The organism is Sphaerisporangium sp. NPDC005289 (assembly GCF_040607455.1).
Taxonomy (GTDB): Bacteria; Actinomycetota; Actinomycetes; order Streptosporangiales; family Streptosporangiaceae; genus Sphaerisporangium; species Sphaerisporangium rhizosphaerae.
Window position 1 is genome coordinate 574,941 of record NZ_JBEXGS010000002.1, and the last position, 12,240, is coordinate 587,180.

9 protein-coding genes and 1 pseudogene are annotated in these 12,240 nt (G+C 74.4%); 3 read left to right on the top strand and 7 right to left on the bottom strand.

Annotated elements, in window-relative coordinates:
• Nucleotides 1-700: 700 nt before the first annotated feature.
• From ABZT47_RS05285 to ABZT47_RS05295, 3 genes are read right to left on the bottom strand one after another with little or no spacing between them, the layout of a single operon-like run.
• Nucleotides 701-958, bottom strand: coding sequence for an acyl carrier protein (locus ABZT47_RS05285; RefSeq protein WP_354836400.1), 258 nt, complete (start codon nt 956-958; stop codon nt 701-703).
• Nucleotides 955-2,220, bottom strand: coding sequence for a ketosynthase chain-length factor (locus ABZT47_RS05290; RefSeq protein WP_354836402.1), 1,266 nt, complete (start codon nt 2,218-2,220; stop codon nt 955-957). Before ABZT47_RS05290 ends, ABZT47_RS05285 begins: the two co-directional genes overlap by 4 nt.
• The gene (locus ABZT47_RS05295; protein ID WP_354836580.1) at nt 2,217-3,482 is read right to left on the bottom strand and encodes a beta-ketoacyl-[acyl-carrier-protein] synthase family protein; all 1,266 of its coding nucleotides are present in this window, start codon (nt 3,480-3,482) and stop codon (nt 2,217-2,219) included. Before ABZT47_RS05295 ends, ABZT47_RS05290 begins: the two co-directional genes overlap by 4 nt.
• Nucleotides 3,483-3,653: 171 nt before the next feature.
• Between ABZT47_RS05295 and ABZT47_RS05300 the strand changes: the two genes are divergently transcribed.
• Nucleotides 3,654-5,348, top strand: coding sequence for an FAD-dependent oxidoreductase (locus ABZT47_RS05300; protein WP_354836404.1), 1,695 nt, complete (start codon nt 3,654-3,656; stop codon nt 5,346-5,348).
• A 290-nt stretch (nt 5,349-5,638) separates the two neighbouring features.
• Here ABZT47_RS05300 and ABZT47_RS05305 read toward each other — a convergent pair whose 3' ends face one another.
• Nucleotides 5,639-6,700, bottom strand: coding sequence for a ketoacyl-ACP synthase III family protein (locus ABZT47_RS05305; protein WP_354836406.1), 1,062 nt, complete (start codon nt 6,698-6,700; stop codon nt 5,639-5,641).
• Nucleotides 6,701-7,315: 615 nt separating this feature from the next.
• On the opposite strand from ABZT47_RS05305, the gene ABZT47_RS05310 reads away from it, so the two are divergent.
• Entirely contained in the window at nt 7,316-8,509 is a 1,194-nt protein-coding gene (locus ABZT47_RS05310) for an acyltransferase domain-containing protein (RefSeq protein ID WP_354836408.1), read from the top strand.
• Between the two features lie 224 nt (nt 8,510-8,733).
• Here ABZT47_RS05310 and ABZT47_RS05315 read toward each other — a convergent pair whose 3' ends face one another.
• The 3 genes and pseudogenes from ABZT47_RS05315 to ABZT47_RS05325 form a co-directional block, all read right to left on the bottom strand.
• Nucleotides 8,734-9,726, bottom strand: coding sequence for a Gfo/Idh/MocA family oxidoreductase (locus tag ABZT47_RS05315; protein WP_354836409.1), 993 nt, complete (start codon nt 9,724-9,726; stop codon nt 8,734-8,736).
• Nucleotides 9,727-9,841: 115 nt separating this feature from the next.
• Nucleotides 9,842-11,026 (bottom strand): transposase, encoded by a 1,185-nt coding sequence (locus ABZT47_RS05320; RefSeq protein ID WP_354836411.1) that lies wholly within the window; start codon nt 11,024-11,026, stop codon nt 9,842-9,844.
• Nucleotides 11,019-11,249, bottom strand: a pseudogene (locus ABZT47_RS05325) (transposase); the annotation flags it as partial. The gene ABZT47_RS05320 and the pseudogene ABZT47_RS05325, both read right to left, overlap by 8 nt.
• Before the next feature lie 205 nt (nt 11,250-11,454).
• Between ABZT47_RS05325 and ABZT47_RS05330 the strand changes: the two are divergent.
• Nucleotides 11,455-12,204: an SDR family oxidoreductase gene (locus ABZT47_RS05330; RefSeq protein ID WP_354836413.1), complete on the top strand. Its 750-nt coding sequence runs from the start codon at nt 11,455-11,457 to the stop codon at nt 12,202-12,204.
• Nucleotides 12,205-12,240: the final 36 nt, after the last annotated feature.

Here is a 12,240-nt window from a genome sequence, read left to right on the forward strand (position 1 = left end):
GCACACGCGCACTGGTCCAACGCGGTGACCACACCCGTCCACCGGGCACCCCTCTCCCCCCGCCATGTGCCGCAACTATCGGCTCCGAAACGGCGGGCCGAGGTACGGCGATGCCGGCGCCCACACACAGGTCCAGTGCGATGGTCACATCCGTCCACCAGGCGTCCGTCTCCACCCACGGCCACATGCCGCAGTGATCGGCGCCGCGCCGGCGGGCCGTGGTACGGCGATTCCCGCGCCCGCTACGGCGACCGAGGCGGAGCGCCGCCGCCGTGGTGATCCCCGCCCGTATGCGCCGTCCTCACCTCGCGCCCCTCGCCGTCTACCCGGAGCGCTTCTTCGACGAGGGTCGTCGCGTGTACCGCCTTCCGAGACGCCGACTCGTCACCCATGTGCCAGGCGGCGGGCAGAGCGCTCGCGTGGGGGCCCCGGCGGCGCGGGCCATGAGCTTTTCGGCCGTGCCGCCAGGCCGCCCCAGAACCGGGACCGGCCTCGGTCGGGGTGCACGTGCGGATGGCGGACCGGGCGCCCGCGGGCCGCGCGGACGACCCGGCCCGTGCCTCTCCACCGGGCACAGGGCCCGGTGCCGCGCCACCGGAGGGTGCGGGCTCCGGCGGAGCGGCGGACCGCGGACCGGCCAAGGCGGCGGTTCCTGGGCCGACCGGGTGTGCGGTCCGCGGGTCCGAGGGTGCGGAGTGGCTCACACCTTCTGCACCAGCCGGCCGTTCACCAGGTCGAGCAGCTGGCGGGGGGTCGTCACCTCGCCGATCTCCTCGTCCAGCACGGCGACGCCGACCTCGTGCTCGATGCGGCTCGCCGTCTCCAGCAGGGCCAGCGAGTCGTAGCCGAGCTCCTCGAAACCGCTGTCCAGGATGTCGCCGTCCAGGCCGACCGCCTCGTCCTCGCCCGCGCAGGCGCGCAGGATGCGCTTGAGGTCGTCGATGGTGAACTCGCTCATGTTCCTTCTCCTTGGATGACGGCCGCGGCCCTTGCGGGCCGCGGCGCGGCCGGGGGGCATCGCCGCACGACCATCGCGGCGTTGAAGCCGCCGTAGCCGCGGGCGATGATCAGCGCGGCGCCGACGCGCACGTGCCGGGCGCCGGTCACCAGGTCCAGGCCGTAACGCTCGTCGGGGCCGGTGACGCCGGCCGTCGGAGGGATGACCCCGTCCCTGATGGACAGCAGCGCCGCCGCCAGGTCCAGGGCCGCCCCGCCCGCGTTCAGCCGGCCGGTCATGCTCTTGGGCGCCGTCACCGGCACCCCGTTCCTGCCGAAGACCTCGGCGATCGCCTCGGCCTCCGCCAGGTCCAACTCGGGCACGCCGGCGCCGTCGGCGTAGACGACGTCGACGTCGACGGCGTCGATGCCGGCGTCGGCGAGCGCGCCGCGGAGGGCCGCGGCCAGGCGCGGCGGGCGCCCGGTGCGCGGTGCGGGGTCGAAGGTGGAGCAGTATCCGGCGACCTCGCCGTACAGATGCGGCGCGCCCCGGCGGCGGGCGCTCTCGGCGTCCTCGACGACGAGGATCGCCCCGCCCTCCCCCGGCAGGTGACCGCGCGCGCCGGCGGCGAACGGCTGGTAGGCGGTCCGCGGGTCGTCGCCGGTGCTCAGCCGGCCGTTCGGCAACTGGGCGACCAGCCCCCACGGGCACAGCGAGGCGTCGACGGCGCCGGTCACCACCAGCGGCGTGTCCCCGCGCACCATGCGCCTGGCCTGGGCGACCGCGTCAAGGCCGCCCGCCTGTTCGGCGACGTTGATGTTCATGGGCCCGCGCAGGCCGTTCCTGATGGAGATCTGGCCCGCGTTGACGGCGTAGAACCAGGCGAACGACTGGTAGGCGCTGACGTGCCGCGGGCCGAGCCGCCACAGGTTCTGCAGCTCCTTCTGTCCGAACTCGAACCCGCCGGCCGAGGCCGCCGTGGCCACGCCCATGTCGTACTCGCCGAAGTCGCCGGGGTCGGCGGCCGCGTCCAGCAGCGCCCAGTCGGCGGCGGTCAGCGCGAGCTGCGTCATCCGGTCGGTCTGCGGGACCAGCCGCCCCGGCAGGTGGTCGCGGGCGGTGAACCCGGGCACCTCGCCCGCCAGCCGCACCGGGTAGCGCGAGGCATCGAAGCGGGTGATGGGGCCGATGCCGCTCACCCCGTCCAGCGTCCGGCTCCAGAACTCCTCCGTGCCGAGCCCGTTCGGAGCGAGCACCCCGATGCCGGTCACGACGGCGCTCATGCCGCGGTCCCCGGTCGCTGGAGCACCATCGCGCTCTGGAAGCCGCCGAAGCCGCTGCCCACGGTGAGCACGGCGTCCAACCTCTTCTCGCGGGCCGTCAGCGGGACGTAGTCCAGGTCCAGCTCGGGGTCGGGCTCGCGGAGGTTGGCGGTCGGCGGCACCACGCCGTGCTCGATGGCCAGCGCGCAGGCCGCGATCTCGATGGAGCCGATCGCGCCGAGCGAATGCCCGAGCATGGACTTGATCGAGCTGACGGGCACGTCGTAGGCGTGCGCGCCGAGGGCGGCCTTGAAGGCGGCGGTCTCGTGCCGGTCGTTCTGCTTGGTTCCGGTGCCGTGGGCGTTGACGTAGCCGACCTCCTCGGGCGCGAGCCGTGCCCGGTCCAGCGCCGCCCGGATGGCCTCGGCCATCTCCTTGCCGTCGGAGCGCAGCCCCGTCATGTGGTAGGCGTTGCTCCGGTTGGCGAACCCGGTGATCTCTGCCAGGACGCGGGCGCCGCGCCGCCGGGCGTGCTCCAGCTCCTCCAGCACCAGCACCGCGGCGCCCTCGCCGAGCACGAAGCCGTTCCTGGTGCGGTCGAAGGGCCGCATGGCGTGCTCGGGGTCGTCGTTGTGGTTCGAGGTCGCCATGATGGCGTCGAAGCAGGCCACGGTGATGGGCGAGATGGGGGCGTCGGTGCCGCCGGCGAGCACGACGTCCGCCGTGCCCTCGCCGATCAGCTCACAGCCGTGCCCCACCGCGTCCAGGCCGGAGGTGCAGCCCGCCGACACGACGGTGACCGGGCCCTCGGCGCCGGCGACCCAGGCCACCTCGGCGGCCAGCGAGCCGGGGGTGAAGTAGTCGTACAGGTGCGGGACGGCGTAGGCGGGGTCGACCTCCCACAGCCGGCCCGCGTCGCTGACGACGGCGTACTCCCATTCGAGCTTGATGGTGCACCCGACGGCGCTGCCGAGGCTGACGCCGGTCCGCTCGGGGGCCAGGTCGCCGTCGTGCAGGCCGGCGTCGGCCAGCGCCTCCCTGGCGCAGACGACGGCGAACTGCGCGGCTCGGTCCAGGCGCCGCACCTCCTGCGCCGACAGTCCCTCGCGGACGGGGTCGAAGTCGCATTCGGCCGCGACGCGCGACCGGTAGGGGGCGGGATCGAAGAAGCTGATCGGCCTGGTGGCCGTGGACCCCGACGTGATCCGCTCCCAGAAAGCCTTCGCCCCCGGCTCGCCTGGCGCCACCACGCCGATCCCGGTGATCGCGACCCGGCGCTTCATCGACACCTCCGGGACACCGAGGCTCCGCACATGATCGGGCTCCTTCCGTACGGAGGACGGGCCCTTCCGGACCCGTCATGACCTTGCGGAACGCGCCTCGAGTGCCGCTCGAAGTGCGGTGGAGGGCGGCGGCTCGACCGGTTCTCGAGGGGGCGGCGTGACCATCCCGCCATGACGCTGGGAAACGACGCACGCGAGGAGCCGGCCGAGGTCCTGGTGGCCGGCGCGGGACCTGTGGGGCTGACCATGGCCCATGAGCTCGCCCGGCGGGGGGTGCGGGTGCGGCTGGTGGACGCCCGGGAGGGCCCGGCGACGACGAGCAGGGCGATCGCCACCCATCCCCGCACACTGGAGGTCTACGACCAGATGGGGATCGTCGAGGACATCCTGCCGCGCGGGCGGCGGATCACCTCCTTCACGATGTACCAGCGGGGACGCAGGCTGACCCGGCTGGAGGCCGACTACGCCGAGACGCCCACCCGCTTCCCGTTCACGATCGCGATCGACCAGGTGACCACCGAGGAGACCCTGCGCGCGGCGGCCGCCCGGCGCGGCGTGGCCGTGGAGTGGGGGGTGCGCCTGGACGGCTTCGAGCAGCACCCCGGCGGAGTGCGCGCCAAGCTCGTCCGCCCGGACGGGACGGTGGAGCACGCCGAGACGCCGTGGCTGGTCGGCTGCGACGGCGGGCACAGCACCGTGCGCAAGCTCCTCGGGCTGCCGCTGCTGGGCGAGTCCAGCGAGACGTGGCTGATCGCCGACGCCCAGGTGGAGACCGACCTGCCGCGCGACAGCATCTACTGGGTGCGCTGCCCGGGCGTCACCATGATGACGGTGCCGATGATCGAGCCCGGGCGCTGGCGGCTGCTGGACACCGCGGCCGTCGAGCACGACCCCGACCCGGCGGCGGTGGCGCGGCGGTTCGGATCGCTGATCACGGCCGGCGTCGGAAGCGCCTTCCACGTCGCCGAGCCGAGCTGGATCTCGGTGTTCACCTTCCAGCAGCGCATGGCGCCGCGCATGCGCGAGGGGCGGTGCCTGGTCGCCGGGGACGCCGCCCACGTGCACAGCCCCGCCTCCGGTCAGGGCATGAACACCGGCGTGCAGGAGGCGTTCAACCTGGCCTGGAAGCTCGCCATGGTCGTGCACGGACAGGCCGGCGAGGAGCTGCTGGACAGCTACGGCGAGGAACGGGTGCCGGTGGGCCGCACGCTGCTCGCCTCGACCAAGCGGGCGACCCGGCTCATCCAGCTCAGGAATCCCGTGCTGGCCGGGCTGCTGCCGGTGGTGTTCGCCGTGCTGCGGGCCGTCCCGCGGCTGCGCGTGCGGATGCAGCGCGCCATCCTCGGCGGGGTGTCGGGGCTGGGCCTGCACTACGCCGGCGGTTCGCTCACCACCCCCTCCGACGACGCGGCCTCCGGGCCGGGGCCGGGCGAGCGGGTGGCCCAGGCCGACGCCGCGCGCGCCGCCGACCCGGCGTGGCGGGAGGTGCTGGCCGAGCTGCGCGACCCCCGCTGGACGCTGCTCGCCTACACCGGCGGCCCGCGGGACGCGTTCGGCGCCGTCGCGGCGGAGGCGGACGCGCGGTACGGGGCCTGGCTGTCGGTGCGCACGATGTCGCCGCGTCCCGGCTCCGGCCTGCCGAACCCGTTGCCGCCCGGCCCGGGGGTGCCGGGCCTGCTGGCCCCGGTCGAGGGCCACTGGCTGCTGATCCGCCCCGACGGCTACCTGGCCGCGCGCGGCGAGGCGCTGACGGCCGACGCGCTCGCCGTCGCCCTGGCCCGGCTGCCACTGACCCCGAACGCGCTCGGCACCACACCCACCCAGGCGCCACCGGCACCAGACGCGCTGGACGCCACACCCGCCTAGGCGCCGGACGCCGCACCCACCCCGACGCCACCGACCCCGAACGCGCTGGACACCACACCCGCCTAGTGCGGTGACCGCATACGTTCACCGGGCGCGGCTCTCTACCCCCGGCCACGTGCCGCAGTGATCGGCGCCGCGTCGGCGGGTCGTGGTACGGCGATGCCGGCGCCCGCTACGGCGCCCGAGCCGGTGAACGTTCGTGGACAGCGCACCAGGCGCCGGACGCCGCGCCCACCCGGGCGCCACCGGCGCCCGGGTGGGCTGGGGGTCACGCCCGCGGGAGGCTCCGCTCACACCCCGGGCGCGGGGCGGCCGGGAGAGTGAGTCCCCCAGCGCGGGCGCTCGGTCACCTCGAGGACGGCGCACGACCAGGTGAATCCGGCGCCGATGCCCAGCAGCATGAGCGTGTCGCCGGGGGCCGCGGCGCCGGAGGAGAGCAGGTGGTCCAGGGCGGCGATCTGGTCGCCGGCCCCCAGGTGACCGACGCGCCTGCTCCACGGCCACGTCGTGCGTTCGACGTCCACGCCGAGCGGACGCAGCAGCGCCGCCGCGAGGCGCCGCCGCCCGAAGTGCGGCAGCAGGAACCGGTCGACGTCCGCCAGCTTCACCCCGGCCTCGTCCAACGCCGTGTCCACCGCCTCGCGCAGGCCGGCGGCGATGCGGCTCAGGCAGGCGGACAGCCCGGTACGGGCGACGAAGGCGCGCTTCCACACCTCCAGGTCCATGGGTCGCCGGACGCTGAACGGCGCGACGCCGAACGGGTCGTCGCCGCGGTGCATGCCCTCGAGCTCGGGGTCGGAGACCGTGACGATGGTCCGCAGCCGGGCCAGGCCGTGACCGCGCGCCAGCACCAGGGCGACGCCGCCGTCGGCGTACACGGTGCCCGGGTCACTGCGCCAGCGGTCGAAACCGGGCGGGGAGAACCTGTCGGCCGCGGTGATCAGGGCCGCCGATCCGGGGCGGGCCGCGCTCAGGTACCCGGCGGCCAGGTCGATCGCCGCCATCCCGCCGTTGGACATCTGGCGGACCTCCACGGCCGGGCACCGGTTGCCGACGGCCGTCCGCTGCACGTAGGAGGCCGGCGGCCACAGGTCGTGGCCCTGGTAGTACACGGCGGCGTGCAGGATCAGGCCGATGTCGGCGGGGTCGCGCCCAGAGCGGCCGAGCGCCGCGCGGGCCGCCGCCGCGGCCATCTCGGCGGGCGACTCCTCCCCGGCGACGGCGACCGACAGCGCCTCGGTGCGCCGGGCCGTGTCGGGGTCGCAGTCGCCCCGCGCCAGGGCCTCCTCCACGGTGACCAGCGGGGCCAGGGCGCTGCCGGTCGCGGCGATGTGGATGTCGCGTGGGCGCATCGGTCTCCTCGGGGCGCGTGTCGCGGGCATGTCGCCCGTATTGCGAACGGACCACGGCACGTGTGGCGAACGGACGATAAGGCCGCATGGCGAACGGGCCACGTGGTCGTGTGGCGAATGGGCCACGGTGCCGTGTCGCGACCTGGTCGTGTGGCGAATGGGCCACGGTGCCGTGTCGCGACCGGGTCGCATGGCGTATCGCGGACGGGTCACAGGACCGTGTCGCGGGTATGGCCGGGGCGGGCGGGCTCGCTTGTGGCGAGCTCACCGCCCCGGCATGTGCTGACCGACGACTCGCGTCAGACGGTTCGCTTCCTGCACCGGTTCCCCGACTGTGCGCTTTCCGCTTCGACCCCTGACAGAGCCGCACTCGAGTCGCCCGCCCTGTTCCGAGGCCGCCGATCCGCCGCCCCGCACGCCACCGGCCCCCGCCGACCAGACCGGGACGATGCCGTGCCTGGTCTCCTTCTCGCGCCCCGGCCGTGGTCACCGGCGCCGGTGCTCAGGTGGGCGCGCGAGCGCCCGGCCCGGCGGTGGACGCGACCAGGGGTCGAGCGGGTCTCGATGGGTGGGGCCGACCATGACCGCCGGAGCCGAGGAGGAAGGACCCCCGCCATGGGAACCGCCAAGGACACCGTCACGGGTATCAGCACGGGCACGGGTATCCGCACCGGCACCGGGACCGGCACGGGTGTCGGCACGGGCACGGGCACGGGTGCCGGGACGAGTACCGACGCCGGGACCAGTGCCGGGAATGGGGCCGACGCCGGGACGATTACCGGGGCCGGGGCCTCCCGTGCGGATCGGGAACGGCCGCGCGGGCCCCGTCCGGTCGCGCTGCTGTTCCCTGGGCAGGGCGCGCAGCACACGCGGATGGGGACGGGCCTGTACGACCACGACCCGGTCTTCACCGCGACGATGGACGAGATCTTCGCCGAGCTGGGACGGGAGGGCGCGCGCATCCGCGCCGACTGGCTGTCGGCCGACCCCGCCGTGCCCATCGACGACGTGCTGCGCGCCCAGCCGCTGCTGTTCGCCGTGGACTACGCCCTCGGGCGCACCGTCATGAGCTGGGGCGTGCGGCCCGCCGCGCTGCTCGGGCACAGCGTGGGCGAGATGGCCGCCGCCACGCTCGCCGGGGTCTTCACTCTGAGCGACGCCGTCCGGGTGATGTGGGAGCGGCTGGTCCGGCTGAGCCGCACGCCGCCCGGCGGCATGCTCGCCGTGGCGGCGACCCCGGCGGAACTGGCGCCGCATCTGGACGGCGAGGTGGTGATCGGGGCGGTGAACGGACCCCGGCAGGTCATGCTCGCCGGGGCGGCGGCGCCTCTGGCCAGGGCCGCCGCCGAGCTGCGTGAGCGGGGCATCACCTGCAGGCCGGTGCGCGCCACCATCGGCTTCCACAGCCCGTCAGTGGCCGCGACGGCCCCGCAGGACGAGGCGGCCTTCGCCGCCCTGCCGCTGCGCGCCCCGGGCATCCCGGTCTACTCGTGCTACACCGGCGCTCCGCTCACCGAGCGGGAGGCCCGTGACCCGGGGTTCTGGGCGCGGCAGCCCTCCGCCTGCGTCGTGTTCGGCGCGGCCCTGGACGCGCTGCTGTCCGGTGGGGATCTGGTTCTGCTGGAGGCGGGCCCGTCCCAGAGCCTCACCACGCTGGCGCGGCGGCACCGCGCCGTGGGCGCCGGGAGCACGGCGCTGGCCCTGCTCCCGCCGCGGCGCCGCGAGGACGCCGCCGACCGGGAGTCCTTGGCCAGGGCCGCCGAGGCCCTGCGCGCCGAGGGAGCGGCCCCGGACCTCGCCCGGGCCTGAGCCACCGCACGCGGCTCTCCCTCACGACGGCAAAGTGACACGGCCGGGGAAGACGGGCGCCCCCAAGGCCGGCATGAGGTGAGAGCCACCAGGCAACGAGCAAAACGGCGGCCGACGCGCTCACAGCAGGCGCCAGTCGAAGAAACCGCGCAAGCCCAGGCCGACATGAGATGAAAGCCACCGGACGACGGGCAATCCCGCGGGTGACGCGCTCGCAGGGGGGGTCAGGGGAGGCCGCGGGGGTGGAGGCCGGCGTGGTGGTAGAAGGCGTCGATCAGGCGCAGGGTGGCCGTGGCGTTGGCGGCGTCGGTGGCGACCGGCGCCCCGTCCAGGACGGCTGCGGCGAAGGCCCGGAGCTGGCCGTGGTAGGTCGGCTCGCCCCGCAGCCGCTCGTGCCAGGTGCGCCCGCCCGCCCGCACCGTGATCCGGTGGAACAGGTGCGGCATGAGGTAGCCGGTCACCCGCATCTCGCCGCGTTCCCCGGTGACCCGGACCGACATCGACGGCCGGGCGGCGCTCCATAGTGAGCAGCGGAACCGGCCGGTCGCCCCGCCGGGGAAGACGCACTCCCCGGTCATGGCCCGGTCGGCGCCGGGGCCGCGCAACAGGGCACGGGCGCCGGTCGCCGACGGCTCCCCGAGGCTCGCGGAGCCGACCAGGCGCAGGCAGTCGATCGCGTAACACCCGGCGATCATCGTCGCCCCGCCGCCGAGCGCGTAGTCGTAGATCAGGCCGTCGAAGCGCGGGACGGGCCAGCAGTTGGCGGTCTCCACGCGGGTGACCGTGCCGAGCGCCTCGCCCGCGAGGACGCGCATGCGCTCGGCGAGCGGGTGGTGGCGGTAGTGCATGCCCTCCATGACGACCAGACCGGTCCGGCGGGCGGCGGCGGCGACCTCGGCGGCCTGCCGGGCGTTGGCGGCCAGCGGCTTCTCGCACAGCACGTGCTTGCCGGCCTCCAGCGCGCGCAGCGTCCACTCGGCGTGCGCGGCGTTCGGCAGCGCGATGTAGACGGCGTCCACGCCCGGGTCGTCCAGCAGGGCCTGGTAGCCGGGCAGGACCCGCGGCACGCCGTGCCGGGCCGCGTAACGGCGGGCCCGCTCGGGGTCGCGCGCCGCGACCGCCGCCACCTCGGCCCCGGGGACCGCTCGCGCCGGGCCGAACAGCGCCTCCGGCGCCACGCGGGACGCGCCGAGCACCCCTATCCGCACCACTCGCATGCCCGCACGCTAGAAGCCCGCTTTCGAGCCGACCTCGAGCCGTCCTGCACGGCCGGTCGCTAGCGTGCCGGGCATGTCAGTGACTCCTCCGCTCCCTGCAGGGAGCGGCTTCTCGCTAGGCCGCTTGTGCAGCGTCGCGAAGGGCAAGCCCTGCCCTCAAGATGTTGCGTGCCGCGTTCACGTCGGCGTGCGCGGCATGCCCGCACGCCGTACAGAAGAACTCGGCCTGGGTGATGCGGTTGTTCTGCGCGCAGTGCCCACATCGGGCACACGTGCGGGAGGTGTTGACGGGGTTCACCGCGATCAGCTCTCGACCGGCGCTTTCAGCCTTGTGCGACAGGATCGTCAGGAACACCCCCCAACCTGCGTCCAGGATGCTCCGGTTGAGGCCGGATTTCTGTGCCACGTTGGTGCCGGGCGCTTGGAGCGTGCCGGACGCCGAGCGGGTCATGTTCGCGATCCGCAGGTCCTCGTGCACGATGACGTCGTAGGCGGCGACCAGCCGCAGGGCGGTCTTGTGCGCGCCGTCCAGGCGCTGGCGGCGGACCTTGCCGTGCAGGGCGGCGAGGCGGGCCACAGCCTTTCGGCGCCGCTTGGACCCCCGCTTCTTGAGGGCAAGCTCCCGCTGCGCGACGGCCAGGCGATCGGCGGAGGCGGCCAGGTGGCGCGGGTTGACCAAATGCTCGCCATCGCTGGTGGTGGCCAGCGACGCCACCCCCAGGTCGATCCCGGCCGCCGTGCCCGTCGCGGGCAGGGATGCGGCGGGCACGTCGTCACACGACAGGACGACGTACCAGCGGATGCCCTCCCGATTGACGCTGATCGTCTTGATGGTGCCGCGCACGGCGCGGTGCTGGTGGACACGGACGTGCCCGACGCCCTGGAGCCGGACGAACGTCGCGGTGGGGTGTTCGGGCTGGGAGTCCCACCGGCAGCCGTCACCATCCTTGGGCCACTCGATGGTGTCGAACCGGTTCTCGCCTTTGAAGCGGGGAAAGCCCGGCGTGCGCCCGGCCCTGACCCGGGCGAAAAACGCGGTGAACGCCCTGTCCAGACGGCGCAAGGTGGCCTGCTGGGAGGAGAACGACCAGCGGCCCTGACCATCGGCGTCGTCGGCACGGATGTGCTTGAGGTCGGCCGACTGGTCGCCGTACCGGATGCTCACCCCGGCTTTGGCGTAGGCGGTGCGGCGATGCTCCAGCGCCGCGTTGTACAGCGCGCGGTGATCGTCCAGGCACGCTGTCAGCGCCACCGTCTGCTTGGCGGTCGGGCGCAGCAGGAACTTGAACGACCTACGCACGACCGCGCCCCTTGGGGGTGCGCTCGTACTGCGGTTCGATGTGGCGCCGCACCGTCTCGGCGGACACCGCGCCGGCCGTGGCCACGAAGAACGACCGTGACCACAGCGTGGGCAACCGGGAGCGCAGGTGCGGGAACTCGCCGCGCAGTCGGCGGGAGGTGACGCCCTCGAACTGGTCGGCCACATACGACGGTGAGTCGTTCGGGAGCGCCTTGACCAACAGGCGGCCGAGGTCGTAGGCCGCGCCGGGGGAGGTGCGCGCCTGACGAGTCACACGATCTTTATAACAGCGTCATCTGTCTAACATTCGATGAACGGAGAACTCTGATGCGCAGACCTGACCGGTCAGAGCACGCTCGGGCCTTGGCGGCCCTCCCGCTCCCGATTCCCCTGTCGCTTAAAGGCGACGGTCCCCTCAGGAGGATCTGATGGATGGGAAGGTCGCTCTGGTAACCGGAGCCAGCAGGGGAATCGGCGCGGCGATCGCGCGGGAGCTCGCGGCGCGCGGCGCCGCCGTGGCGGTCAACCACCGCGACTCCGCCGACGCCGCCGAGCAGGTCGTCAAGGAGATCACGGCGGCGGGCGGGCGCGCCCTGGCCGTGCGGGCCGACGTCACCGACGCCGGCGCGGTGCGCGAGATGGCCGCGCAGGTCGAGGCAGGGCTCGGCCCGGTGGACATCCTGGTGCTGAACGCGCACGGCTTCGACGAGAAGGTGCGCGCGCTGCCTCTGGAGGTGGACGTCGAGGCACTCGCGAACGTCGTCAGCGGGCAGATCCGGGCGACCATGCTCCCCGTGCAGGCGTTCGTGCCCGGGATGGTGGAGCGCGGCGGCGGGTCGGTGGTGTTCATCTCGGCGCTGATCGCCCGCGACCCGTGGCCGATGTCGATCACGCACGGCGCGGCGAAGGCGGCGATGGAGCTGGCCGCGAAGGTGCTGGCGCGCACCGAGGCCCGGCACGGCGTCCGGGTGAACACGGTGATCGCGGGCATCACCCGCACCCAGGCCTCCGACCAGATCCCGCAGGACAAGCTGCAGAAGCAGGCCGCGCTCATCCCGATGCAGCGCATCGGGGAACCCGAGGACGTGGCGCGCGCCGTCGCCGCGCTCGCCGGAGACGACACGGCGTACGTCACCGGGGCCTTCGTGCCCGCCTGCGGGGGCGCGCTCATCATCTGACCGCCGCGACCGCACCCACCCCAGCCCGGCGCCCGG

What these genes read in the sequence shown, in the direction of transcription:
- ABZT47_RS05290 (WP_354836402.1), bottom strand. Translation starts at nt 2,220, where the DNA reads ATGAGCGCCGTCGTGACCGGCATCGGGGTGCTCGCTCCGAACGGGCTC.
- ABZT47_RS05330 (WP_354836413.1), top strand. Translation starts at nt 11,455, where the DNA reads ATGGATGGGAAGGTCGCTCTGGTAACCGGAGCCAGCAGGGGAATCGGC.
- ABZT47_RS05300 (WP_354836404.1), top strand. Translation starts at nt 3,654, where the DNA reads ATGACGCTGGGAAACGACGCACGCGAGGAGCCGGCCGAGGTCCTGGTG.
- ABZT47_RS05295 (WP_354836580.1), bottom strand. Translation starts at nt 3,482, where the DNA reads ATGAAGCGCCGGGTCGCGATCACCGGGATCGGCGTGGTGGCGCCAGGC.
- ABZT47_RS05305 (WP_354836406.1), bottom strand. Translation starts at nt 6,700, where the DNA reads ATGCGCCCACGCGACATCCACATCGCCGCGACCGGCAGCGCCCTGGCC.
- ABZT47_RS05285 (WP_354836400.1), bottom strand. Translation starts at nt 958, where the DNA reads ATGAGCGAGTTCACCATCGACGACCTCAAGCGCATCCTGCGCGCCTGC.
- ABZT47_RS05310 (WP_354836408.1), top strand. Translation starts at nt 7,316, where the DNA reads ATGGGAACCGCCAAGGACACCGTCACGGGTATCAGCACGGGCACGGGT.
- ABZT47_RS05315 (WP_354836409.1), bottom strand. Translation starts at nt 9,726, where the DNA reads ATGCGAGTGGTGCGGATAGGGGTGCTCGGCGCGTCCCGCGTGGCGCCG.